Annotated in this window: 20 protein-coding genes; 9 read left to right on the forward strand and 11 right to left on the reverse strand. The window is 45.5% G+C overall.

All coding sequences use genetic code 11. The features are described 5' to 3' along the window. Positions 1-30: 30 nt before the first annotated feature. The 3 genes from R8269_RS09730 to hrpB all read right to left on the reverse strand — a co-directional run bounded on the left by R8269_RS09730 (position 31) and on the right by hrpB (position 7,317). The gene (locus tag R8269_RS09730; protein WP_047102650.1) at positions 31-2,361 is read right to left on the reverse strand and encodes a patatin-like phospholipase family protein; all 2,331 of its coding nucleotides are present in this window, start codon (positions 2,359-2,361) and stop codon (positions 31-33) included. A 122-nt stretch (positions 2,362-2,483) separates the two neighbouring features. Next, complete coding sequence (gene mrcB / locus R8269_RS09735) at positions 2,484-4,856, reverse strand: penicillin-binding protein 1B (protein WP_170897444.1); 2,373 nt, start codon at positions 4,854-4,856, stop codon at positions 2,484-2,486. After that, a complete protein-coding gene (gene hrpB, locus R8269_RS09740; protein WP_258473815.1) occupies positions 4,849-7,317 on the reverse strand; it encodes an ATP-dependent helicase HrpB in 2,469 nt (822 codons plus the stop codon). The genes mrcB and hrpB overlap by 8 nt, the downstream gene beginning before the upstream one ends. Before the next feature lie 66 nt (positions 7,318-7,383). Here hrpB and sfsA point away from each other — a divergent pair, with 66 nt between their 5' ends. The 7 genes from sfsA (at position 7,384) to panC (ending at position 13,330) form a co-directional block, all read left to right on the forward strand. Then, a complete protein-coding gene (gene sfsA, locus R8269_RS09745; RefSeq protein WP_017635909.1) occupies positions 7,384-8,100 on the forward strand; it encodes a DNA/RNA nuclease SfsA in 717 nt (238 codons plus the stop codon). A gap of 136 nt (positions 8,101-8,236) precedes the next feature. After that, positions 8,237-8,683: an RNA polymerase-binding protein DksA gene (gene dksA / locus R8269_RS09750; protein WP_005386584.1), complete on the forward strand. Its 447-nt coding sequence runs from the start codon at positions 8,237-8,239 to the stop codon at positions 8,681-8,683. Positions 8,684-8,778: 95 nt separating this feature from the next. Continuing rightward, positions 8,779-9,642: a tRNA glutamyl-Q(34) synthetase GluQRS gene (gluQRS, locus tag R8269_RS09755; RefSeq protein WP_047102653.1), complete on the forward strand. Its 864-nt coding sequence runs from the start codon at positions 8,779-8,781 to the stop codon at positions 9,640-9,642. 102 nt (positions 9,643-9,744) lie between these two features. Next, positions 9,745-11,112 (forward strand): polynucleotide adenylyltransferase PcnB, encoded by a 1,368-nt coding sequence (gene pcnB / locus R8269_RS09760; RefSeq protein WP_005386589.1) that lies wholly within the window; start codon positions 9,745-9,747, stop codon positions 11,110-11,112. Continuing rightward, the gene (gene folK, locus R8269_RS09765; protein WP_054700470.1) at positions 11,109-11,594 is read left to right on the forward strand and encodes a 2-amino-4-hydroxy-6-hydroxymethyldihydropteridine diphosphokinase; all 486 of its coding nucleotides are present in this window, start codon (positions 11,109-11,111) and stop codon (positions 11,592-11,594) included. Before pcnB ends, folK begins: the two co-directional genes overlap by 4 nt. Before the next feature lie 24 nt (positions 11,595-11,618). Continuing rightward, a complete protein-coding gene (panB, locus tag R8269_RS09770) occupies positions 11,619-12,413 on the forward strand; it encodes a 3-methyl-2-oxobutanoate hydroxymethyltransferase (protein WP_005386592.1) in 795 nt (264 codons plus the stop codon). 11 nt (positions 12,414-12,424) lie between these two features. After that, entirely contained in the window at positions 12,425-13,330 is a 906-nt protein-coding gene (gene panC / locus R8269_RS09775; RefSeq protein WP_065274834.1) for a pantoate--beta-alanine ligase, read from the forward strand. 53 nt (positions 13,331-13,383) lie between these two features. Here the strand turns inward: panC and R8269_RS09780 are convergent, their stop codons facing one another. The 4 genes from R8269_RS09780 to R8269_RS09795 all read right to left on the reverse strand — a co-directional run bounded on the left by R8269_RS09780 (position 13,384) and on the right by R8269_RS09795 (position 18,050). After that, positions 13,384-14,313 (reverse strand): Kdo(2)-lipid IV(A) acyltransferase, encoded by a 930-nt coding sequence (locus R8269_RS09780; protein ID WP_053304122.1) that lies wholly within the window; start codon positions 14,311-14,313, stop codon positions 13,384-13,386. A gap of 127 nt (positions 14,314-14,440) precedes the next feature. Beyond that, positions 14,441-15,211: an ABC transporter permease gene (locus R8269_RS09785; protein WP_005386598.1), complete on the reverse strand. Its 771-nt coding sequence runs from the start codon at positions 15,209-15,211 to the stop codon at positions 14,441-14,443. Further along, the gene (locus tag R8269_RS09790; protein ID WP_005380000.1) at positions 15,212-16,129 is read right to left on the reverse strand and encodes an ABC transporter ATP-binding protein; all 918 of its coding nucleotides are present in this window, start codon (positions 16,127-16,129) and stop codon (positions 15,212-15,214) included. Positions 16,130-16,379: 250 nt separating this feature from the next. Further along, entirely contained in the window at positions 16,380-18,050 is a 1,671-nt protein-coding gene (locus R8269_RS09795; protein WP_005379997.1) for a SulP family inorganic anion transporter, read from the reverse strand. Between the two features lie 281 nt (positions 18,051-18,331). On the opposite strand from R8269_RS09795, the gene can reads away from it, so the two are divergent. Next, on the forward strand, positions 18,332-19,000 hold the full coding sequence (gene can, locus R8269_RS09800) for a carbonate dehydratase (RefSeq protein WP_005379996.1): 669 nt from the start codon (positions 18,332-18,334) through the stop codon (positions 18,998-19,000). 78 nt (positions 19,001-19,078) lie between these two features. Here can and hpt read toward each other — a convergent pair whose 3' ends face one another. After that, complete coding sequence (gene hpt, locus R8269_RS09805; RefSeq protein ID WP_005379995.1) at positions 19,079-19,609, reverse strand: hypoxanthine phosphoribosyltransferase; 531 nt, start codon at positions 19,607-19,609, stop codon at positions 19,079-19,081. 319 nt (positions 19,610-19,928) lie between these two features. Between hpt and opaR the strand changes: the two genes are divergently transcribed. Continuing rightward, the gene (gene opaR / locus R8269_RS09810) at positions 19,929-20,543 is read left to right on the forward strand and encodes a transcriptional regulator OpaR (RefSeq protein WP_005379994.1); all 615 of its coding nucleotides are present in this window, start codon (positions 19,929-19,931) and stop codon (positions 20,541-20,543) included. 145 nt (positions 20,544-20,688) lie between these two features. Here the strand turns inward: opaR and lpdA are convergent, their stop codons facing one another. From lpdA to aceE, 3 genes are all read right to left on the reverse strand, one after another. Beyond that, positions 20,689-22,116, reverse strand: a complete 1,428-nt coding sequence (lpdA, locus tag R8269_RS09815; protein WP_005379993.1) for a dihydrolipoyl dehydrogenase — start codon at positions 22,114-22,116, stop codon at positions 20,689-20,691. A 267-nt stretch (positions 22,117-22,383) separates the two neighbouring features. Then, entirely contained in the window at positions 22,384-24,276 is a 1,893-nt protein-coding gene (gene aceF, locus R8269_RS09820) for a pyruvate dehydrogenase complex dihydrolipoyllysine-residue acetyltransferase (protein WP_132936923.1), read from the reverse strand. A 19-nt stretch (positions 24,277-24,295) separates the two neighbouring features. Continuing rightward, positions 24,296-26,959 carry a pyruvate dehydrogenase (acetyl-transferring), homodimeric type gene (aceE, locus tag R8269_RS09825; protein WP_005386612.1) on the reverse strand — a complete coding sequence of 888 codons (2,664 nt, stop codon included), beginning with the start codon at positions 26,957-26,959 and terminating at the stop codon, positions 24,296-24,298. Positions 26,960-26,997 lie beyond the last annotated feature (38 nt).

Below are 26,997 nucleotides of genomic sequence, written 5' to 3' on the forward strand. Positions count from 1 at the left end.
TATGCCAAGTTTTTGCTTTCTCATACCCGATTAATTAAACGATGTTCCTACGATCAAATACACAGCATCCAAATCTTGCTCGGTACGACCGTATGCCAACATTATTGGTCCTATTGGTGAGTCAACACCAAAGAAGATGGAGCCAGCATTGTAAAGCGGCGCTTCGTTTAGTTTCAGATCATTATCAGACCAAACGCCGCCATATTCGACCGATGCGCCCAGGTAGACTGGAGCTTCAAACAATCCGAAATCATTATCAAACCACTTATATCGGTACACCAAACTGCTGAAAAATAAGTTCTGTCCGATCAGGCTATTTCTTGGGATTCCCGATAGGCTTAAGAAGCCGCCCAACTCTCTGGGATCAAGCGGTAAAGATGAGTTTTTACTCTCTACAAAACTATATTCAGCATGTCCGACTAAAGTATGACGCTGATGACTCACTGCACCTTTAAATCGTGCAGAGATTTCATACACGGTATCTTCAATAATTTTGTCAGTTTCTAAAAGGCTAACGCCCTGAGGACTTTGATCATGAGACACTAAATATTCGAGATCGACTAAAAGCCCGCGAGTCGGAAATGCGAAATCATCAAGTGTATCTAGGCGATAGTTCGCAAACAGGCCACGACGTTCAAAATCCAATTTACCAGCAGAAGCCAAAGTAGAAAGCTCAATATCTCCGGTAGAGTAGCGAGCGCCAAATCGAAGTTCTTGCCACAATGTGGGTTGGATACCTATCGCTAACTCTGTTGTAAAATCATCGTAAGTGACCGGAAAAAAGTCATTTACTGACTCTAAATCTGGTGCTTGAGGCTCTGTTAAAGGTAAGTTTCGGCTCTCACTACCATAGGAAATTCGCCCCGATACAAAAAGTTCTTGGCTAGATAAAACAGGGGAATACAACTCAGCTTCAATCAGCTTATCCGTGCCCATTTCTACGTTGAACGCCAACTCCGCGCCATGAGAGTTTAAATTGGTAAAGTTGGTCGATATTCCTATGCCGTACTGGCTATCTGTATCGAAGTCATCTTCCAGAAAAAATCGGAAGTTGAGATAATTAGGCCCCCACGACTTCTCGTTAACATCAAAAACCAACAATGTCTCACCATCCACCTCTTCAAAGTGATAAGTGATGAGCTCGAACCGATCTAACGCGTAGAGGTTTTCAACGGCTTTCTCAATTTCGGCCGTTGAAATACGACGTCCGGTTTCTAATTCAATACGATTCGTCAACAGCACATCGCTGTAGTGCGTGTTATTAACAATCACTATGTCATCAACCACACGCTGATCGCCATAAATCAAAGTTTTACGAACTTCTTGTTTGCGATCGATGTATTTTTGATAGTCCGCGTTGGACAAGCGTAACTCTTTCAGCTTGTCTTTTAATTGCTTGGTAATATCGTACCCAGCTTGAAAAGCCCAAGGCATTTTGTCGAACTCGACGGTTTCCATGGTGCCCACATTGGGACGAATATAGATATCTTGAGGTTCAAGCTCGTCCACTTGCTGTTGTGTACTACGACGAACGAGATAGTTAGAGAGTTGGTCCGCGACAGTAAACAGCCCCGTAAATTCATCTTCGGTTTTGTAGTCGGTGCTAATATCGACGGCAATAACGACATCAGCCCCCATGGCGCGAGCCACATCGACAGGCATGTTATTGACGACGCCGCCATCAACAAGCATATGGCCATTGAGCTTATAGGGAGGAAGCGCTCCTGGTACAGACATGCTAGCCATCATGGCGTCCACAAGGTAACCATTGCCCAGTACGACTTCTTCTAGGGCAAGAATATCAGTCGCAACAGAACGATAAGGAATGGCAAGATCATCAAAAGAATCGAATCGCCCTAAGTTCCCTGTAGTCTCACGCAATACTCGCAACATGTTCTGGCCTTGCACCACACCCGTTGGTGCTCGTACCTCACCGAACCTTAAGCCGAGATCGGTATTAATTTGATAGCGGTCTTCATACTCTTTGTCACGAACTCGACGTTGGCTACGGTCAACACGATCTCGATAACCGCTGCCCCAATCGACGGTGTAGATAAAACTCTCGATTTCATCAGCACTCATACCCGTGGCATAAAGCCCACCCACATAGGCGCCCATACTGGTACCGGTCACAATATCGACAGGGATCTGCATTTCTTCCAATGCTTTTAAAACCCCAATGTGTGCCGCCCCTTTCGCTCCTCCACCAGCGAGCACAACCGCCACCTTTGGTCGAGGTTCCAAGTCATCCGTTTTTGTTAGAGAGTTTGCGAGGGAAACAGAAGGAGTGATCATCAAAAAGGTACTAACCCAAAGCGCAAAGTTGCGAACCGATGGGCTTGATAACAGCTTTTTGAACATTCACTTCTTCCTTTATTGAATATCTGATCAAGTAGGGCGTGCTAGCAGTACTGTACTAACACGCCCTAATATGTACTAAGAATTAATCAGATAAACAAGCTAATGTTGTTGATTTGGCGATGCTACCAATCAAATATGCTATTTAACCAGTTTGATTTCTTCTCACACTGTTGCTTTATCTGACCGGTTTTATCCCAAACCGGCAGTTTGTAATCACTACGGCAGTTCATTTCTAAACCTCCATCAGATGTAGGCTTGAACCCTAATGTGGTGATTTCTCTTGGCCATGGGAGCTCTAAGCGCTCAGGAATACGCTGCTTCAAGTACTCTGCGTACACTCGTAATGCACCACTCGACCCCGTTAGATTCACGGGTTTATTATCGTCGCGGCCTAGCCAAATTGTCGTCACCTCACGACCATCAACACCGACAAACCAACTATCGCGGTTGTCATTACTGGTACCCGTTTTTCCTGCCAATGCAGCCCAACCAAACTGGCTTTGTAAGAAGCGGCCAGTGCCTTGAGCAACCCCTTGTTTCATCGCGTAGGTCGTTAGCCATGCAGCTTGTTCATCCACGGCTCTTGATGAACGAGGCAAGGATTGATACAGCACATTACCTTCCATATCCATGACTGAGCGCAGAGCGGTCAGTTTTGCACGCTTACCTGAATTCGTCAGAGTCTGATACATCTGTGCGACTTCGAATGGCGTCAAAGAAAACGAACCCAAAAACATCGAAGGCACTGGGCGAATTTCGTCTTTGTTCACGCCCAAACGCGCTAAAGTATTGGACACTTCAGGAATGCCAAGTGCCATACCTAAGCGCACGGTTGGTACGTTAAGTGATTTCGCTAAAGCAATGTAAAGTGGCACATCACCACGATATTTTCTATCGTAGTTGCGCGGCGTCCACACGTTACCTTTACTGCTCTTCAGACTTAACGGCGTGTCGTGTAGCGTCGTGCCTAGGTTGTATTTATCCGGTTGTTCTAGAGCCGTTAAGTAAATCGCTGGTTTCACTAAAGAACCAATTGGACGACTGGCATTGAGCGCTCGGTTAAAGCCTTCATAACCGACACGTTTACCACCAACCATCGCACGGATTTCACCACTATGGCGATCAACGGCCACAGCAGCGGCTTCTAACTCTTTACCACCCCGTTTAGCTAGTTCTGGGATCTTTTTCGCGATAGCTTGTTCCATTTTGCTTTGCGATACTGGGTCCAGAGACGTAAATACGCGCAGTCCGGTCTCTGCCTTAAATCGCTCCCCAACTTTTTCTTTTAATTCAATACTCAATTGTTGGAAATAAGCTGGCTGACGGCTCGCAATACGTGGCTTGCTTTGCGTATCGAGTGGACGACTTACAGCTTGTTCATACTGCTCTGAAGTCAACATGTTTTGCTGCATTAACAGGCGCAGAACGAGATCACGACGCTCTTTCGTTCTCTCAGGGTAACGAATTGGGTTGTAGTAAGACGGTCCTTTTACCATCCCAACTAACATCGCCAGCTGATCGATTCGCAACTCCTGAATTGGCTGCCCAAAATAGTAACGCGACGCCAAGCCAAACCCGTGGATCGCTTCACCTCCACTTTGACCTAGGTACACTTCGTTTAGGTAGGCTTCTAAGATACGATCTTTGCTGTAACGGTAATCCAAAATTAGCGCGATATACGCTTCTCGAACTTTACGCCACAGTGTTTTATCACGAGTCAAAAACAGGTTTTTTGCCAATTGCTGAGTCAGCGTACTACCACCTTGAACAGTACGACCCGCCTTAATGTTCGCAACCAATGCACGTGCAATCGCGAGCGGTGACACCCCGTCATGTTGATAAAAATCCCGGTCTTCGGTCGCAAGCAGTGCATCCACCAAAATTTCAGGGAACTGATCACGACGTAAGAAAAGGCGCTGTTCATCACGGTCTTTCTCCAGCATGCCCAACATCTTCGGTTCTAGGCGCAAGTAACCAAGGTCTCCTCGAGATTCTAAAGACTGAATACGTTGCAAGCCGGAATCAGAGAAATGCAGCATAATGTGACGATCCGGCTCGGGACCATCGGCAAACTCGAATGGACGACGAATCAATTCAATCCGAGTGGAAGAAGAGGAATATTCGCCTGGGTAACGAGGTTGACTCACTTTACGGTAATTCAACACATCTAGCTCGTTGCGCAGTTCTTGGATGGTGATATTCTCACCAGGGCTTAGATTCAAGATACGGGCATAAACCACCGTTGGCAGCTCAAACAGCTGACCTTCAAAGCGTTCTTTCACCACACTATCTAAGTAAATCCCAACAAACAGCAAAACAGCGGCAAGTGCAACGCCAGCTTTCCAGCTAAACGACCACAGAACTTTCAACCACGAACGTTTCTCGTTAGTCGGCTTTTTACTCGGCGTACGTCGAGTCTGTTTTGCGGTTCCTTTATTGGTTGTACTTTTCTTCGCTGGCGCTTTTTTCGCGCTAGGCTTCTTGCTGTCAGTCATTATTCAATTGTCTTTTTGTTTTCGTTGTTGCTACATGATTGGCAGGATCATCTGGCCAAACGTGTTTTGGGTAGCGCCCTTTCATCTCTTTTTGAACGTCTTTGTAGCTTCCGTTCCAGAAAGCCGCCAAGTCCGACGTTACTTGCAATGGACGTTGTGCCGGTGAAAGCAGTTCAAGCACCAAACGCTTGCGGCCAAGAGCTACCGTTGGGGAACCACTCTCCCCAAATACTTCTTGCATACGCACCGATAATATCGGCTCGTGGCCATATTGGTAACGGATACGCTTCTTTGAACCTGTGGGTAGTTGGTAATGCTCAGGTAACCATTCATCCAGTTGTTGATTGAGTGGCCAACCTAATAGAGCATTAAGCGCTTCGACCAAGTTTATCTTGCTCAGGTCTTTAACCGAGCTGACAGACGTCATGTATGGTTCTAACCACTCCTCTAATGAATCCAGCAAACTGGCTTCATCAAACACTGGCCATGACTGCTCAGGTAACCATTCCACCGCACAACGAATCCGAGCCAACAAGCTCTCCGCTGCCGGTGTCCAGTTTAGACTCTGTAAGCCCTGGCGGCGGACATACGTGAGTAAAGCTTGTGTCATTTTTTCTTTGCCCGGGCTTGGCAACGGCTCGCGTTCAACGACCAGCAGACCGAGTTTTGTTTGTCGCTCAGCTATTAGACGGCCTCTTTTTTCATCCCAGTCCACTACTTCTTCAGACGAAAATAGCGTATCAAAGGTCGTTCGCAATATATTGACATCCAATTCACATGCCGAATGAATTTGACTTGAATTAGAATGAGAACGCATTAAGTCAACGGCAACCAAATACTCACAGCCACCTAGCATGTCTTCCTGATGACATTCTGCACCATGACCATTAGCCAAAGTAAATCGCCCAAATTGATTTGTGCGCTGCTGCGCAATGCGATCTGGAAATGCCAAACTTAACACCAGCGGTAATGCATCTTCATCCACGCCTTTCAGGTCAAATACCGTATCCAATTTGTACGCCAGAGATTGAGCACGCTTGAACAACATCGACTTTTTTGGATGAGTACCAACAAGCCAACGATGCAAGCTATGAGCGATATTGGTAACATTTCTCTCTGGCTCTTCAATCAGTGCGACCGCCGCCAAAGCAGCATTTAACATCTTATCACTGTAAGATAGCGCTTTAATTAGCATCGCAGCCGCACGAGGCTCAACGCCTAGTTCATGCGCCTGTTTTCCTTCGGACGTTAATTGCCCTTTTTCCGTCAGTAGTCCCAATGACACCAATAGCTGCTTCGCTTGTTCCAATGACGCATTAGCGGGAACATCAAGCCACTTTAGATCGTGGATATCACCCGTTCCCCAAAAGGCAAGCTCCATAACTAAACTAGCCAAATCGGAATGCAAAATTTCGGGTAGGGGAACCAGCGGTTGCTGCTTGAACTGGCTTTCAGAATAAAGACGAACACAAATGCCCTCTTCTATTCGTCCCGCTCGTCCTGCACGCTGAATCGCTGAAGACTGTGCAATGCGTGTTTGCTCTAAGCGTGTTAAACCGTTTTTCAAATCAAAGCGGGCAATACGCTCTAACCCAGAATCAACGACGAGGCGAATGCCTTCAATCGTTAGTGAAGTTTCTGCAATGTTGGTCGCTAGAACGACTTTACGCTTACCTTGTTCTGCTGGCGTAATCGCTTTTTGTTGATCTGCAAAGCTCAGTTGACCATAAAGTGGGCATACGTCGATATCATCCGCTAAATGAGACAACCGCTCTTCAACTTGTTTTATGGCACCAACACCCGGTAGGAAAGCCAACAAAGATCCAGACTCTTTGTTCATAAGACTTTCTATTGTTTTTGCCATACTCGTAGGTAAATGCTCGTTCACACCTAACGGCTGGTAGCGCATTGCCACATCAAAGCTGCGCCCTTCAGATTCAATGTAACTGGCTTCTGGCAACAACGATTGTAATGCTTGTTGGTCAAGCGTTGCCGACATTACCACCAGCTTGAGATCGTCTCGCAATGCCTCTTGAACTTCTAAACTGAATGCCAAAGCGGTATCGGCATGAATGCTGCGTTCATGAAACTCATCAAAGATCAGTAGATCAACCCCATCCAGTTCAGGGTCAGTTTGGATCATCCTGGTCATGATCCCTTCGGTCACGATCTCCAGCTGCGTTGCAGAACTTACCTTTGCCTCGCCACGAACTCGATAACCCACGCGTTGACCAACTTGTTCTCCCAATTGCTCAGCAAGATAACGGGCAATGTTACGCGCCGCGAGTCGTCTTGGCTCAAGCATGATGATTTTTCCAGCAACCGAATGATTTAAGAGTAACTGCAAAGGGAAGTAAGTCGACTTACCGGCACCAGGCGCCGCTTTTAAGATCACTTGATGTTGATTTTTGACCGCCGTCAGCAACTCAGGCATCACGGCTTCAATCGGCAATTGTGACAAAGGAAATACCTTATGGTGTAATGGTGGCAACATTGTACATAAAAAATTTTTTGTCTAAATAAGCAAATGCATTTCACACCCGCTTTAGAGTCCGCCACTCTACTCAAACGTTATAAACGCTTTCTTGCCGATATCGAGCTCGATACTGGTGAAATCCGTACAATCCACTGCGCAAATACAGGTGCAATGACGGGTTGTGCTACGCCCGGAAACAAGGTTTGGTTTTCTACTTCCGACAACCCGAAACGAAAATACCCCAATAGTTGGGAGTTGAGTGAGACCGAACAAGGCCACCGTATTTGTATCAATACCGCGCGCGCCAATCAATTAGCCGTAGAGGCTATTGAAAATAATGTCATTTCAGAGCTTTGTGGTTATGACACACTTCAAACTGAGGTGAAATACGGCAATGAAAATAGCCGAATTGATATCTTGCTCAGCGCAGACGACAAGCCAAAGTGCTATATAGAAGTGAAAAGCGTCACTCTTCTTGATGAGACCGACTCTACTGGACAAGGATACTTCCCAGATGCGGTCACGACTCGGGGACAAAAACACCTGAGAGAGCTCACAGAAATGGCACAAAATGGAAGTAGAGCCATACTTTTATTCACTGTTTTACATTCAGGTATTGAAAAAGTATCCGCGGCGCACCATATAGACGCGAAATATTCACTATTACTCAAACAAGCACAAGACGCTGGAGTGGAAGTTCTCTGCTACAAAGCTGAACTGAGCGATACTGGAATGAAGCTGATTTCCGCTATTGATTTTATCAATTAAGAGAAAAAATGATGTCGTCTTCACATTGACGATAACTTTGCGATTCAGTATTTGCTTGCACCGCCTCTTTTTGCTATAGATACCCGCCTTAAATTGACTGCGTAGCAGTTGACTAGGTGTAAGTAGGAGATGCTGTATGCCAGAATCAAAGAAGAAAACGATAGGCATCCTAGCCATTGCCGGCGTGGAGCCATATCAGGAAAAACCTGGTGAAGAGTACATGTCACCAGAGCAGGTTGAACACTTTACGAAAATCTTAACAGCTTGGCGCGACCAGCTAAGAGCTGAAGTGGATCGTACTGTTCACCACATGCAGGACGAAGCAGCAAACTTCCCAGATCCAGTTGACCGCGCCTCTCAAGAGGAAGAGTTCAGCCTAGAACTGCGTAACCGTGACCGCGAACGCCGTTTGATCAAGAAGATTGAAAAGACTTTGGATAAAATCAAAGAAGACGATTTTGGCTTCTGTGAGTCTTGTGGCGTAGAGATTGGCGTTCGCCGTCTTGAAGCACGTCCAACCGCTGACCTTTGTATTGACTGTAAAACACTTGCAGAAATCAAAGAGAAGCAAATGCAAGGTTAATCACCCAGCATTATGATTGTTGAAGGGAGCTCAGGCTCCCTTTTTGTTTTGGCTATCTTCGCACCCTATTTGTTTACTAAATTCGAGATACACGCATGACACGCTATGTAGGTCGATTCGCCCCATCTCCTTCTGGTCCACTGCATTTTGGTTCACTGATTGCCGCTCTTGGCAGTTATTTTCAAGCGAAAGCACAAAACGGAGCTTGGTTAGTACGTATTGAGGACTTAGACCCACCAAGAGAAATGCCAGGTGCAGCGCAACTTATCCTAGAGGCACTCAAGGCCTATCAGCTGCATTGGGATGGAGAAGTGGTATACCAGAGCGAACGTCACGACCTTTACCAAGCTCAAATAAACAAATGGCTCGAAAATGGAGAAGCCTATTATTGCCAATGTACTCGTAAGCAAATTAAAGAGCATGGCGGTTTTTATCCTGGCACTTGCCGCGATAAAAACTTGAAAGACGGCGCGATTCGCCTAAAAATGACCAAGCCTGTCGCTCATTTCCTCGACCAAAAGCAGGGAACCATTACGATTCCAGAGCAACTCGTTAATGAAGATTTCATTATTAAACGTCGAGATGGATTATTTGCTTATAATCTTGCGGTAGTATTGGACGACATCGACCAAGGCGTCACAGAAGTCGTGCGAGGTGCAGACTTAATCGAGCCGACAGGGCGTCAAATTAGCCTGTACCAAATACTTGGTCAGCCTGAAGTTAGCTACTTGCATTTACCATTGGCGATGGACAACAACGGCAATAAATTGTCGAAACAAAATCACGCGACGGCTATTGATATAGATACACCAAAACCTACTCTATTGCGCGCCATGACATTTTTAGGTTTCGAGATACCTGAAACCGTAAGGGCGGCCAACATAGAAGATATTCTTCGTTGGGGCTGCGAAAACTGGCGGTTGGAACAGCTTCCAGCAGAGATCGAGATCACACCGTGATTCTCAAATGGCATTGTGTAGGCTATCATTAGCCGCAAATTAGGCCCTAGAGGCGTATAAAACTAACCAAAGCAAGATTGGATTAAACCCAGTTATTGCCAGATGCACATGAATACAAACGACTATACACCAAGCGAACCTGCCACAATTCCAGAGCTCGCTCTCAATGTAATAACTCGTGAAGAGCACAACATTTCGCGTAAGCAGATCAGTGATAATGCGCTGAAGGTACTGTACCGCCTAAATGGTGCTGGTTTCGATGCTTTTCTTGTGGGTGGCGGGGTTCGAGACTTACTGCTTGGACAAAAACCAAAAGATTTTGACATTGCGACCAACGCAACGCCGGAACAGATCAAACAGCTATTTCGTAACTGCCGTTTGATTGGTCGCCGCTTCCGCTTGGCTCATATTATGTTTGGCCGAGACATCATTGAGGTTGCGACATTCCGTGGTCACCACCAAGAGCAAAAGAATAAGAGCATTTCTCAGCAATCAAAAGAGGGTATGCTGCTGCGTGACAACGTCTACGGCACCATCGATGAAGATGCTGAGCGCCGTGATTTCACGATTAACTCGATGTACTACAACATCGCAGATTACTCGATTCACGACTACGCACGTGGTATTGAAGATTTAGAAGATCGCCTAATTCGACTGATTGGTGATCCAGAAACACGCTACCGTGAAGACCCTGTGCGCATGCTGCGTGCGGTTCGTTTCGCGGTAAAACTAGACTTTGATATTGAAGAAGACACCGCAGCGCCAATCGAACACATGGCACCGTTGCTCGGTGACATTCCGTCAGCGCGTCTTTTTGAAGAGTCACTCAAATTATTGCAATCCGGTCATGGCTTAGAAACCTACCACCTACTGCGTGAGTACAACCTATTCCAGCAACTATTCCCGACGATTGCAGCGCACTTTACAGAAGATTACTCCTCTCATACTGAGCAGATGTTGGATCTTGTCCTAGATTCTACCGACATGCGCATCGAAGATGGGAAACGCATCAATCCAGCATTTATGTTTGCTGCAATGCTGTGGTACCCACTGTGTGCGAAAGCCGATGAACTGATGGAAGAGCGCAACTTAGGCCATTACGACGCCATTATGGAAGCGAGCAACATCATTCTTGACGAGCAAGTTCGCACAATTGCCATTCCAAGACGCCACACCGCAACCATTCGCGAGATTTGGCAGTTACAGCTTCGTCTTCCACGACGTAACGGTAAACGTGCATTCCGTCTTATGGAGCTCAATAAATTTAGAGCTGGCTTTGATTTTCTTGAAATGCGCGGTGAAATTGAAGGTGGTGACACTCAGAAGCTTGCCAAGTGGTGGGAAACTTTTCAAAATGCAGGCCGAGAAATGCGTCAAGCAATGGCTGCCGACTTAGACGGTCAATCACCGAAAACAGGCCAGCGCCGCCGTAAAACTTATCGCAAGAAAAAGAGTAAGCCCAAATCATGATTACAGCGTACATTGCGGTAGGCAGTAACTTGGCGGATCCTGTCAGCCAAGCGAAGCAAGCGATTGAAGCATTAAAAACGCTGCCTAAATCAGAGTTTGTTCAAGCTTCTTCGCTATACAGCAGCACGCCAATGGGGCCACAAAACCAACCGGATTACATCAATGCGGTTGTGTCTATTAACACCAGTTTGACGCCTATTGAATTGCTCAATTGCACACAAGCTATAGAGCAAGAACAAGGGCGTGTCCGTAAAGACGAACGCTGGGGACCAAGAACCTTGGACCTCGACATTGTGCTTTATGGCAATGAGGTGATTAATTCCGAGAGGCTGATCGTTCCTCATTATGGAATGAAAGAGCGTGAATTCGTACTCTACCCTCTTGCGGAAATTGCACCAAATTTACAACTCCCTGATGGGACCGAGGTCTCTAAACTACTGGAACAAGTAGATAGAAACGGCCTCAGTATCTGGCAGTCATAGCCAACTCCTAGTAAGGATAAAACCATGAAAAAAATGACCATCAACGACCTAATCAAGTGGAAGCAAGAAGGTCGTAAATTTGCTACTTCAACCGCTTATGATGCGAGCTTTGCCCAACTGTTTGAAAGCCAAGAAATGCCAGTACTTCTTGTCGGTGATTCTCTAGGTATGGTTTTGCAAGGTCACAACGATACTCTACCAGTAACGGTCGATGATATCGCTTACCATACTCGTTGCGTACGCGCTGGTAGCCCAAATTGTTTGTTGATGGCAGACATGCCATTCATGAGCTACACCACGCCAGAGCAAGCTTGCGAAAATGCGGCTAAACTGATGCGTGCTGGTGCCAATATGGTAAAAATTGAAGGTGGTGACTGGCTTGTCGACACGGTGAAAATGCTCACTGAACGATCAGTTCCAGTTTGTGCTCATCTTGGTTTAACTCCTCAAGCTGTTAATATTTTTGGTGGTTACAAAATCCAAGGTCGCGATCAAGAAAAAGCAGACCGCATGGTAAAAGACGCATTAGCGCTACAAGAAGCAGGCGCTCAAATCGTCTTACTAGAATGCGTACCAGCTGAGCTTGCTGAACGTATTACGCAAGTGCTTGACGTTCCTGTTATCGGTATTGGTGCAGGTAACGTAACAGATGGCCAGATTCTCGTAATGCATGATATGTTTGGTATTTCTGCCAACTACATGCCGAAATTCTCCAAAAACTTTCTTGCTGAAACAGGTGATATGCGCAAAGCCGTTACTAAATACATTGAAGATGTAGCCAACGGTGTATTCCCAGACGACGCTCATACCATTGCCTAGAGGATAAATGCATGCAAACTTTTGCGGAAATCTCAGCAGTTCGTGAACACCTTAAAACCTTTAAACGTGAAGGTCGTAAAGTGGCGTTTGTCCCTACCATGGGCAACCTTCACGAAGGCCACTTAACTTTAGTGCGTAAAGCACGCGAATACGCTGATATCGTTGTCGTAAGCATCTTTGTTAATCCGATGCAGTTTGATCGTGCAGACGATTTAAATAATTACCCACGCACGCTAGAGGAAGACTTAAGCAAGTTAACCTCTGAAGGGGTCGATGTGGTATTTACGCCAACACCAGAAGTTATCTACCCTGAAGGTCTGGATAAGCAAACCTTCGTCGATGTCCCTGGCCTATCAACAATTCTCGAAGGCGCGTCTCGACCAGGTCATTTCCGTGGCGTGACGACGATAGTGAATAAGCTGTTTAACATCGTACAACCGGATGTCGCGTGCTTCGGCGAGAAGGACTTCCAACAACTTGCTGTTATCCGCAAGATGGTTGATGACCTAGCAATGGACATTGAAATCATCGGTGTACCAACCGTACGTGAAATGGACGGTTTAGCAATGAGTTCACGCAATGGCTTGCTTACGCTGGACGAGCGTCAACGTGCGCCTGTACTTGCTCGTACAATGCGTTGGATCAGCAGTGCCATTCGCGGTGGCCGCGATGACTACGCATCGATCATCGAAGATGCAAGCGACCAACTTCGAGCTGCAGGTCTGCACCCTGATGAGATCTTCATTCGTGATGCTCGTACATTACAAGTGATCACACCAGAAACGACACAAGCTGTCATTCTGATGTCTGCGTTCCTAGGCAAAGCTCGTCTTATCGATAACCAAACGGTAGATATGGTTGTCGAAACGAAGGAAGAAGCTGAATCTAACAATACAAACTCAGAGAACGCAGAGTAAGCTCTGAGCCATAAAAGTAAAAAGGTCGACTCTTAGTCGACCTTTTTTATACTCTACGTATAGACGCAATCTAACCCTTCAGGGCGAGTTTTAAACCGCTTGTGCAGCCACATCCACGCTGGAATATCACGTTTTATCATTTTCTCAAGCTCTTGGTTCAAGATGCTTGCCGCTTTAACCGCATTACGTCTCTCGAAACGCTCGCTAATGTCTTTTCCAATGTACAGCGTGTAATGGTGATTTTTACTCACTGTAACGCCAGATATAACCGCGCACTTTGTTGCATCAATGAGAACACTAGACCCGACGGTACTCGCCGCTTGTTCAACAGCAAAAAACGGCGCAAAAACAGAATGGCTAACGCCATAATCATGGTCGGGTAAATACCAAAGTCGATGACCATTCTTCAGAACTTTGAGCATTGATTTCACGTCTTTTCGATCAATCATTTGATGTCCAAAACGAGTTCGACCTCGATGTTGAATAAACTCATAAGCAGGATTCGAATTTGGGCGATAAACGCCATAACCTTGGGCAAACTGGCTAAAAATACGAGCGGTTATCTCCAAGTTTAAATGGTGACTGCACACCACCAACACACCACGTCCATTCTTTTCCTCAGCGAGTAAACGATCTTTTCCAACAATAGAGGTTATCCGACGTATCCGCCAATCTGGCCAAAACCAAGCGATACCGGTTTCGATGATCGCCATTCCAGTATATTGAAAGTTTTTTCGTACTACGTCCTTACATTGCCAATCCGTAAAATCAGGGAAACACAGCTGGAGATTACGCAGAGCGATCTTGTGTCGGCGCTTCATTACATGCATCGCAATACAGCCGATGCTTCTACCTAAGATTCGCAATACTACGTATGGCAGTACATTAACAAGAATCGCTAAAGATCCAAATGCCAGCCATACAGACCAATATTTGGGCTTAAGTAACTGATAGGAGAAAGGCGGCGGCGGGACAATATTCATAGGATCACTCATTTATTACAAATGATTGAAACCTACCATGATAAAAACCGAAAAATTGTATGGGTATGTATTGTTATGCACGCGAAAGAGCAGCGTGAATCGCCGCTCTTTGCTTTATGAGAATGGCTTAGCTTCTTAGCCCAATCCCTTTGGTTACTAGATAATGCGCAATGGCATACAGTGCAACAACAAACACTGCAAGTACACTAAATGAAGTGACAATGCCCACATCCGAGACACCTAAAAAGCCGTAGCGGAACGCATTCACCATGTAGACGATTGGGTTGATCTTAGAAACGCCTTGCCAAAATTCAGGCAGCAGACTGATCGAATAAAAGACTCCTCCCAAGTAAGTTAAAGGAGTCAATACAAACGTAGGGATGATCGAAATATCATCAAACGTTTTTGCGTAAACCGCATTGATCAAGCCACCGAGAGCAAATACAACCGACGTCATGAAGACAGTCGCGACAATAATGCCCCAGTGCTCCACTTGCAAATCAACGAACAAAAGTGACACACAAGTAACAATTGCACCGACCAACAAACCTCGAGTCACGCCGCCCATCACATAGCCAGCAATAATCACATAGTTTGGTACCGGTGCCACCAGCAGTTCTTCAATATTCTTCTGTAGCTTTGCACTAAAGAATGACGACGCCACGTTCGAGTATGAGTTAGTGATCACCGACATCATGATCAAACCTGGAACAATGTACTCCATGTAACTAAAGCCGCTCATCTCACCAATTCGAGAGCCAATAAGATTGCCGAAAATGATGAAGTACAACGTCATCGTAATGGCTGGCGGCACTAAGGTTTGCACCCAAATACGTGTAAAACGAGTAACTTCTTTGCTCAGCAAGCTGCGAAATGCCGTCCAATATAAACCGTACATTTAATTACTCCCCTCTCTTACAATGCTGACAAACAACTCTTCAAGTCGGTTGGCTTTGTTACGCATTGAGAGAACTTTAATGCCATGCTCTGTTAACTGACTGAATACCGAATTCAATCCTTGGCTTTTATCTAGTTCTATCTCTAAAGAGCCATCAACAATACTTTGTCGATTAACACCTTCAAGCTCAGGCACCTCGACTTCTGACTCAATATCCAAGATAAATGTCTCGACGCTTAGCTTACCTAGTAACGCCTTCATGGTGGTATTTTCAATCAGCTCACCACGATTAATAATGCCGATATTTCGACACAGCATCTCCGCTTCTTCTAGGTAGTGTGTCGTTAAAATAATCGTAATTCCTTGCTCTTGGTTGATCTCTTTCAGAAACCCCCACATTGAGCGGCGTAGTTCAATATCCACTCCAGCCGTTGGTTCATCTAAAATGAGTAACTGCGGCTCGTGCATCAAAGCTCTTGCGATCATTAAACGACGCTTCATCCCACCGGATAGGTTACGAGCACGCTCTTGGCGTTTTTCCCATAAATCCAATTTTTTCAGGTATTTTTCTGCTCTTTCTTTGGCTAATACTTTAGACACACCGTAATAGCCAGCTTGCTGCATCACAATTTGCTCAACGGTTTCAAACTGGTTGAAGTTGAACTCCTGTGGCACCAAGCCTAAATTCTGCTTGGCCAATTCGAGGTCGGTATCAATGTCATAACCGAAAACTTTCGTCGTTCCGGAGGTTTTATTCACTAAGGAGGAAATGATGCCAATCGTGGTCGATTTTCCTGCACCATTGGGACCCAGAAGCGCGTAGAAGTCACCCTTTTTCACTTGGAGACTTATACCTTTTAACGCCTCAAAGCCACCTGCATACGTCTTGCGCAATTGTTCAATTTCTAATGCGTACATAAGGTCTTGATTGCCGTTTGTTTGTGATTACTAATACCGACTCATATTTAGCAGCGGTTTACTACAAAATCGCCTTGGGTATCGTACTGGAGGTCCATCAGTTTATCGTTGAATAACGATGATTACAAATAAACCTTTCGATAATATTGGAAATATAACCCTTACCTCGTAAAGGTTATCTCTAAGTAAGACAAAATAGAGCATAAAAAAACGCAACAGGAAACTGTTGCGTTTTTAACTGTCAGAATGATTACGCCGTTATGCGCTGATACTGGTCTGCCTCAACATGTGCCACCGCCGCATTCAATGCTTCGTAACGGAATTGGTACATATTTTCATCCGGGACAAGGTCAATCACATGGAATTTCTCTAGCTGTTCTCGTGTTCGCTCATTCGGGCATAATAAATACACGGCACAATTGGCATCGAGAGCATCCTTAATCGCATTCTCTAACGCCAAACCGACGGTTACATCAATCATTGGTACATCCGTAAGATCGAGAATCATCACGTCATAGTCCGAAATACTAGAGTGCTGACGTGAAATGGCTTTAGAAACACTAAAGATCATCGGACCGGAAAGATAAAAGAACAGCACTTTACCATTAGCACGATCCAACAAACCACGCTCGCTGTCAGTCAGCGGCACATCATCTTCATCCGCGTCGCTGATCGCTTTTACTTGTCGCGCCTGCTCTCGGCTCAAACGCTCGATGATGATAATGTTCGAGATAAAGACGCCTAAACCCACCGCAACGATAAGATCAACGAATACTGTAAGCAACATAACGCCATACATCACCGCCATTCCGGAAAAGCTTACCTTATGTGCCCTCTGAATAAAGCTCCAGTCTAGGATGTTAAAGCCAACATACACCGCAATGCCTGCTAACACAGCCATCGGGATTGGCTCTGTTAGCCCACCAGCAACCAGTACAACCAACGCCAACATTAGTGCGCGAATCACACCAGATAATGGCGAACGAGCCCCAACTTGGATATTCGTTACCGTCCCCATGGTAGCTCCCGCCCCCGGCAGCGCACCAAACAAGCCAGAGATCATGTTAGCTAACCCTTGACCTCGCAGCTCTTTATCTGAGTCGTGTTCTTTACGAGTTAATGAGTCACCGATAACCGCCGTTAACAAAGTATCAATACAACCTAACGTGCCGAGCACTAATGCATCAATGACCATCTCGACAAACATATCTGTGTCAATATAAGGGGCGACGAGAGAAGGTAACCCAGCAGGAATTTCACCGATACGACGAATATCTTCTGTATCAAAGAGAATCACAGACAATAAAGTCACCGCGACCAATGCCACGAGCTGTGCAGGAACGTATTTACGATATTGCTTAGGGAAGAAAAAAAGAATCCCCAAAGTCAGTAGTCCCAAAAACAACTCACTGAACTTAAGGTTAGAAATGGTCTCCGGCAAAGCAGATAACGTTCCGAGTACTCCCCCTGAAGGCGCAGCATGCCCCATCAAAGGCGATAACTGCAGAATGATAAGAATCACACCTATGCCAGACATAAACCCAGAAATAACGCTGTAAGGCATCAAGGTAACGTATTTACCCAGTTTTAACGTCCCCAATAGGATTTGGAACGCTCCAGCCATCATGACAACCGTGAAAGTCATAGCCATGCCCGTTTCTGGGTATTTCGCCATCATACTGGTTAATACTGCGGTCATGATTACCGTCATTGGCCCTGTCGGTTCTGATATTAACGTATTAGAACCACCAAATAACGAGGCAAACAAACCGACCATTATTGCCCCCCAAAGGCCGGCCTCAGCACCGGCTCCGGATGCAACACCAAACGCTAACGCCAGAGGGAGAGAGATAATCGCCGTGGTTACCCCGCCAAACACATCCCCTTTGAAATTGATATCTTCAAAACGACTACCGAACACTGCTGATTTTCCCTGCATTCAATTTTAAAAAGTAAAATATCACTACTTTAACGAGCTAGGCGAAAATTTAAACCATAAATAGATTAAGGCTAAATTCACACCACAAATAGTTTCACCAGATTTTACTTTTTTCTTAATGAAAACTAGTCAGATGAGTCCTATCTGACGAATATTTAACGAGATCGAAATTGTAACATTGTGTATAGTTACAACACTGATCGCTTGCATGTGCACACAAACAGCGGCAGCGATTTTGTCTTTTAAGGGAAGTAGTTTGCAAAATGCCGGAAATAAAACAGTTATTTGAAAACAATTCGAAATGGTCTCAAGAGATCAAATCTGATCGACCTGAATACTTCGCAAAACTCGCTGAGGGGCAAAAGCCTGATTTTCTTTGGATTGGCTGCTCTGATAGCCGCGTCCCTGCCGAGCGACTAACCGGACTATACTCAGGTGAACTCTTTGTTCATCGGAATGTTGCAAACCAAGTTATCCATACTGATCTCAACTGTCTATCCGTCGTCCAGTACGCCGTAGACGTTCTTAAGGTTAAACACATCATTGTCTGTGGACACTATGGATGTGGTGGCGTAAATGCAGCCATTGATAACCCTAAGCTAGGTCTTATTAATAATTGGCTGTTACATATCAGAGATATCTATTTCAAACACCGCACTTACCTAGATCAAATGCCGCAACAAGATCGAGCGGATAAACTAGGCGAGCTTAATGTTGCAGAGCAAGTGTACAACTTGGGTAACTCAACCATCCTGCAAAACGCTTGGGAGCGTGGACAAGATGTTGAAATTCATGGTGTGGTATACGGAATTGAAGATGGTCGCTTAGAGTACTTAGGCATTCGTTCTAACTCTAAGGAAACCGTAGAAGCGTCTTACCAGAAAGCTCTTTCGACGATTCTAAATACAGATAACAAGCTGCTTTGTCGCTAAGTCATATCTAAAAGTTGAACAAAAAACGCCCATCTTAGATGGGCGTTTTTTTTATATTTTTAATGCTGCTCTCAATGATTATTCTTGAGGTACAACTTTACCGATGTATGGTAAGTGGCGGTATTTCTGCGCGTAATCAATACCCACCCCAACGACAAATTCATCTGGAATTTCGAAACCAATCCAATCCACAGGAACATTCACTTCACGACGAGATGGCTTATCTAGGAGCGTACAAATAGCGATAGACTTCGGCTCACGTAGCGAAAGAATCTCACGGATTTTATTTAGTGTGTTACCAGTGTCAATGATGTCTTCAACAAGCAGAATGTCTTTACCTTTGATGTCATCATCCAAATCTTTCAAGATACGAACGTCACGTGAGCTTTCCATCGTATTGCCGTAGCTTGACGCAGTCATAAAATCAACTTGGTGAGTCAGTTCGATAGCACGTGCCAAGTCTGCCATAAATACAAATGAGCCACGCAATAAGCCTACCAACACAAGATCTTCACTACCTTGATAACGCTCTGTAATTTGTTTGCCTAATTCACGAACTCGCTCCTGAACTTCTTGCTCAGAAATCATGACTTCTATTGTATGTTTCATACTGTGCTCAATCTAAATTTGTGGGTTGAGGTAAGTCGCACGCAAACGATCACCTAATCTTACGGCGTGTAGTGTATCACCACGTTCATTGGGTTGAAAGTCGCATCCTGTTGCCAAAAAATCTTGGAAGAAGGTCTTAGTTTTATAAAGTTCATAGCTAAATTTATCAATAATAATGACATTACTGTATATAAATTGTTCTACAGATGTTGACCTTGTGCATATGCACCATTACACTCATCACTGCTTTAAGCAACTATTAAAATAATCAATTAGGGGGTTACCCCCAATATCAACTCAAATGGCAAGGAAAATGGATATGGACTCAATTGCAAAGAGACCTAGAACTAGGCTTTCTCCAATTAAGCGTAAGCAACAGTTAATGGAAATCGCATTGGAAGTATTTGCGCGCCGCGGCATCGGTCGTGGTGGTCACGCAGATATCGCAGAAATTGCTCAAGTTTCTGTAGCGACTGTTTTTAACTACTTCCCTACACGCGAAGACTTGGTGGATGAAGTTCTCAATCACGTCGTACGTCAGTTCTCAAACTTCCTATCGGATAACATAGACCTAGACTTACATGCACGTGAAAACATCGCCAATATTACTAATGCGATGATCGAGCTTGTCAGCCAAGATTGTCACTGGCTAAAAGTATGGTTCGAGTGGAGTGCTTCAACACGTGACGAAGTATGGCCATTGTTTGTTTCAACTAACCGTACTAACCAGTTGCTGGTACAAAACATGTTCATTAAAGCAATTGAACGTGGCGAAGTGTGTGACCAGCACGATTCAGAACACTTGGCAAACCTGTTCCACGGTATTTGTTACTCACTGTTTGTCCAAGCGAACCGCGCTAAAGGTGAAGCGGAGCTGAAACATCTAGTGAATTCATACTTAGATATGCTTTGCATTTACAACCGTGAACACTAAAGCTTAGCTCGTAATATATGTCAGCCCACCGTTTGGTGGGCTTTTTATTGTCTGCTGTCAGCTAAGCACACATTTATATTTCTATATAACAAGCATAAAAAAACCGCTGCAATGCAGCGGCTTCTATCATTCAGTCAGAAAAAGCTTACTTCTTCTTAACTGCTTTTTTGTTTGGCAGGTCAGTGATTGAACCTTCAAATACTTCAGCAGCTAGACCTACAGACTCGTGTAGAGTTGGGTGAGCGTGGATAGTCAGAGCGATATCTTCTGCATCACAGCCCATCTCAATTGCAAGGCCGATTTCACCAAGTAGTTCACCACCGTTAGTACCAACGATAGCACCACCGATTACGCGGTGAGTTTCTTTGTCGAAGATTAGCTTAGTCATACCGTCTGCACAGTCAGATGCGATTGCACGACCTGATGCTGCCCATGGGAATGTTGCTACTTCGTACTTGATGCCTTCTTCTTTCGCTTCTTTTTCAGTCTTACCAACCCAAGCCACTTCTGGCTCAGTGTACGCAATTGAAGGGATAACTTTAGGGTCGAAGTAGTGCTTCTTACCAGAGATAACTTCAGCAGCTACGTGACCTTCATGCACACCTTTGTGAGCAAGCATTGGTTGACCAACGATATCACCGATCGCGAAGATGTGAGGAACGTTAGTACGCATTTGCTTATCAACGTTGATGAAGCCGCGCTCGTCAATTTCTAGACCCGCTTTTTCACCGTCGATTAGCTTACCATTTGGTACACGACCGATAGCAACTAGAACCGCATCGTAACGCTCAGCTTCAGCTGGCGCTTTCTTGCCTTCCATTGAAACGTAGATACCGTCTTCTTTTGCTTCAACTGCTGTTACTTTCGTTTCTAGCATTAGCTTGAACTTGTCTTTAATACGCTTAGTAAATACTTTCACGATATCTTTGTCTGCTGCAGGAATTACCTGGTCAAACATTTCAACAACTTCAACTTTAGAACCTAGAGAGTGGTAAACCGTACCCATTTCTAGACCGATGATACCACCGCCCATGATAAGCAGTTTTTCTGGCACTTCTTTTAGTTCTAGAGCGTCAGTAGAGTCCCAAATACGTGGGTCTTCATGCGGGATAAATGGCAGTTTGATTGGACGAGAACCAGCCGCAACGATTGCGTTGTCAAAGTTAACAACTGTTGGCTCACCTTCGCCTTCTACAAGGATAGAGTTAGGGCCAGTGAACTTACCGTAACCGTTAACTACTGTTACGTTACGCATCTTAGCCATACCGCTTAGGCCGCCAGTTAGTTGGTTAACAACTTTTTCTTTCCAGATGCGGATTTTGCTGATGTCTGTTTGAGGCTCACCGAACACAACGCCGTGGTCAGCCATCGCTTTCGCTTCTTCAATTACTTTAGAAACGTGAAGCAGTGCTTTAGATGGGATACAACCCACGTTCAGACATACACCGCCAAGCGTGCTGTAACGTTCAACTAGTACAGTTTCAAGACCTAAGTCCGCACAACGGAATGCAGCGGAGTAACCAGCAGGACCAGAACCAAGTACAACAACTTGGGCTTTAATTTCTTTGCTCATTTTGACCTCTTGTAGTCATTATCCCTAACAGGCTGAGTGGGTATCGATTTTTTATGTTTAAGAGAGATTTGTTTTAAACAGTTATTTTCAGACCGCTAACAGTTTACAGAGATGTTAATGGTGTGAAAAGTAAATCAATTTAGCCTGTGAGCTAGACAACAATTCGATTGTGAAAACCCTGAACGAAGCAAGGCTGATAACCAAATTGTCGGTAATTATGATTAGCAGAGGCGGCTAAGTTGCCGCCTCTCATTCATCTAATTTCTATTACAGAACTAGACGACGAATGTCAGATAGACATGAGTTTAGGTAAGTGATGAAGCGCGCACCTTCAGCACCATCGATCACACGGTGGTCGTATGATAGAGACAGTGGAAGTTGTAGACGCGGTTCGAACTCTTTACCGTTCCATACCGGTTTCATTTCTGACTTAGACACACCTAGGATACCAACTTCTGGTGCGTTTACGATTGGAGTAAACGCTGTACCGCCGATACCGCCTAGGCTAGAGATAGTGAAACAGCCACCTTGCATGTCAGCCGCAGTTAGCTTACCAGCACGTGCTTTCTTAGAAACCACCATTAGCTCTTCAGATAGCTCGTAGATGCCTTTCTTGTTCACGTCTTTAAATACAGGAACAACTAGACCGTTTGGTGTATCTACCGCGATACCAACATTCACGTATTTCTTCAGAATTAGGCTCTCACCGTCTTCTGATAGAGAAGAGTTGAACGCTGGGAACGCTTCAAGCGCTTTAGCTACCGCTTTCATGATGAACACAAGTGGTGTGATCTTCATGCCAGTGTCTTTCTTCGCTTCAATCGCGTTTTGCTCTTTACGGAATGCTTCAAGAGCCGTGATGTCTGCGTTATCCCACTGTGTAACGTGCGGGATCATTACCCAGTTACGGTGTAGGTTTGCGCCAGAGATCTTCTTAATGCGAGATAGCGGTTGAACTTCTGTCTCACCAAACTTGCTGAAGTCCACTTTTGGCCATGGTAGTAGACCAAGAGCCGCGCCGTCGCCTTTGCCAGATGCTGCTGCACCTGCGCCAGACTCAAGACGCTTAAGTGCATCTTTCACGTAAGCTTGAACGTCTTCTTTTAGGATACGGCTCTTACGACCAGAACCTTTAACCTTAGAAAGATTAACGCCAAATTCACGCGCTAGACGACGAACAACTGGAGACGCGTGAGCGTACTCATCGTTTTCTTTGAAATCGCCAGTCGCTGCTGGAGCTGCTGCCGCTGGAGCTTCTGCTTTAGGAGCCGGAGCTGCAGGTGCTGCCGCTTGAGCTGGAGCTGCTGCAGGAGCAGGTGCTGCACCCGCCACTTCGAATACCATGATTAGTGAGCCAGTAGACACTTTGTCGCCAGCTGCAATCTTGATTTCTTTAACTGTGCCAGCGAATGGTGCAGGAACTTCCATAGAAGCTTTGTCACCTTCAACAGTGATTAGAGATTGCTCTTCTTCCACTGTGTCGCCAACAGCAACCATGATCTCAGTAACTTCAACTTCGTCGCCGCCGATATCTGGAACGTTCACTTCTTTTGCCGCAGACGCTGCTGGAGCTGCTGCCGCAGGAGCTTCAGCAGCCGCTGGTGCTGCTGGAGCGCCTGAACCTGCTGTTTCGAACACCATGATAAGTGAGCCAGTCGATACTTTATCGCCTGCTGCAACTTTGATCTCTTTTAGAGTACCTGCGAATGGCGCTGGAACTTCCATAGAAGCTTTGTCGCCTTCAACAGTTAGAAGAGATTGCTCTTCTTCGATGCTGTCGCCAACGGCAACCATGATTTCAGTAACTTCTACTTCATCACCACCGATGTCTGGTACGTGAACTTCTTTTAGTTCTGCCGCTGCTGCTGGAGCTGGAGCTGCTGCTGGAGCTGCTTCTGCCGCAGGAGCAGGTGCAGCGTCAGCTGCACCCTCGGCTTCGAAAATCATGATTAGAGAACCAGTAGAAACCTTGTCGCCTTCTGCAACTTTGATTTCTTTAACGATACCCGCTTGAGAAGCAGGAACTTCCATAGAAGCTTTATCGCCTTCAACTGTGATCAGAGACTGCTCTTCTTCAACCTTGTCGCCAACGCTTACAAGAATCTCAGTAACTTCAACCTCATCCGCACCGATGTCTGGTACATTAATTTCGATTGCCATTTCTTATCTACCTTCTTAATTAAGCGTATAGCGGGTTTGTTTTCTCTGTGTCGATGTCGAATTTCTTAATTGCTTCTGCAACTACAGATTTCTCAACTTCGCCACGTTTCGCTAGTTCAGTTAGCGCTGCTACTACTACGTAACCTGCGTTCACTTCGAAGTGACGACGTAGGTTTTCACGGCTGTCTGAACGACCGAAGCCATCAGTACCAAGAACTTTGAAAGACTCAGCAGGAATGTATGCACGAACCTGCTCTGCGTAGTTCTTCATGTAGTCAGTTGCTGCGATAGCAGGTTCAGTACCCATTACTGTTTGGATGTAAGGTACTTTCGCTTCCGCTTCTGGGTGAAGCATGTTGAAACGCTCTGCATCTTGGCCATCGCGAGTTAGTTCGTTGAATGACGTTACAGAGTAAACATCAGAAGCAACACCGTAATCTTCGCTTAGGATTTGAGCTGCTTTACGTACTTCATTCATGATAGTACCAGAGCTCATTAGCTGAACTTTCGCTTTGTCGCCCGTGTAAGTTTCTAGCTTGTAGATACCTTTACGGATGCCTTCTTCAGCGCCTTCTGGCATTGCTGGCATTGCGTAGTTTTCGTTCATTAGCGTTAGGTAGTAGAACACGTTTTCTTGTTCTGGACCGTACATGCGACGGATACCGTCTTGCATGATTACTGCTACTTCGTACGCGAATGTTGGGTCGTAAGAAATACAGTTAGGAACCGTACCCGCCAAAATGTGCGAGTGGCCGTCTTCGTGCTGTAGACCTTCACCGTTCAACGTTGTACGACCCGCAGTTGCACCTAGTAGGAAACCACGTGCTTGTTGGTCACCAGCCATCCACGCCATGTCGCCAACACGTTGGAAGCCGAACATTGAGTAGTAGATGTAGAACGGGATCATTGGTAGGTCGTTTGTCGAGTATGAAGTCGCAGCAGCAACCCATGAAGACATAGCACCTAGCTCGTTGATACCTTCTTGTAGAACCTGACCTGAAGTCGCTTCTTTGTAGTAAGAAACAACGCCACGGTCTTCTGGTGTGTAAGTTTGGCCGTGCGGGTTGTAGATACCGATTTGACGGAACAGACCTTCCATACCGAATGTACGTGCTTCGTCAGCAATGATAGGAACGATGTTCTTACCAATGTTCTTGTTCTTAAGTAGAACGTTTAGCGCACGTACGAATGCCATAGTAGAAGAGATATCACGCTTCTGTTCTTCTAGTAGTGGCTTGAATTCTTCTAGCTCAGGAACGATGAATTCTTGAGTGAATTTTGGTAGACGCTGTGGCGTGTAGCCGTGTAGCGCTTTACGACGAGCGTGTAGGTATTCGTACTCTTTTGAACCTTCTTCAAGTTTCAGGTACGGAAGTTCTTTCACTGCTTCGTCAGTTAGGATGTCTTGAAGGCCTAGACGATCACGTAGGTGTAGTACGTGAGTCATATCCATCTTCTTAACTTGGTGCGCGATGTTCTTACCTTCAGCCGCTTCACCCATGCCGTAACCTTTAACAGTCTTAGCTAGGATTACTGTTGGACGACCTTTAGTTTCTGCCGCGTTTTTGTATGCCGCGTATAGCTTAGAAGACTCGTGACCACCACGCTTAAGTGCGAAGATTTCGTCATCAGTCATGTCAGCAACAAGTGCAGCTGTCTCTGGGTACTTACCAAAGAAGTGCTCACGTACGTACGCGCCATCTTTTGATTTGAATGTTTGGTAGTCGCCGTCGATCGTTTCATTCATAAGCTGTAGAAGCTTACCAGTCGTATCTTTAGCTAGTAGTGAATCCCAGTTGTTACCCCAGATTACCTTCACTACGTTCCAACCAGCACCTTTGAACAGACCTTCAAGTTCTTGAATGATCTTACCGTTACCCATTACAGGGCCATCTAGACGCTGTAGGTTACAGTTGATTAGGAAGCATAGGTTGTCTAGTTTCTCACGCGCAGCGAAAGAGATAGCACCACGTGATTCTGGCTCATCCATCTCACCGTCACCTAGGAACGCGTAAACGCGCTGTTCTGAAGTATCTTTAAGACCACGGCCTTCTAGGTACTTAAGGAAACGAGCTTGGTAGATAGAAGCGATTGGACCTAGGCCCATCGATACTGTCGGGAACTGCCAGAATTCAGGCATCAGTTTAGGGTGCGGGTATGAAGGAATACCTTTGCCGTCTACTTCTTGACGGAAGTTGTCTAGCTGCTCTTCAGTTAGACGACCTTCAACGAATGCACGTGAGTAGATACCTGGTGAAATGTGACCTTGGTAGTAAACTAGGTCGCCACCATCCTTCTCGTTTGGTGCACGGAAGAAGTGGTTGAAACATGTCTCGTAGAACGCAGCAGAAGACTGGAAAGACGCCATGTGGCCGCCTAGCTCTAGGTCTTTCTTAGATGCACGTAGAACGATCATGATAGCGTTCCAACGAATAATTGAGCGAATACGACGCTCAAGTGTTGTGTCACCTGGGTATGCTGGTTCTTGGTCTGCAGGAATCGTGTTGATGTAGTTAGTTGTGATACCTGTTGGCATATCAACACCGTCTAGACGTGCTTTATCTAGAACTTGCTCTAATAGGAATTGAGCACGCTCTAGACCTTCTTCACGTACAACTGACTCAAGCGCTTGTAGCCATTCTTGAGTTTCCAGTGCATCTACGTCATGCTTCATATCAGACATGGCGATCTATCCTTCTGTTGGTTGGATCTACTTATTTA

This window comes from Vibrio sp. Vb0667, assembly GCF_033391095.1.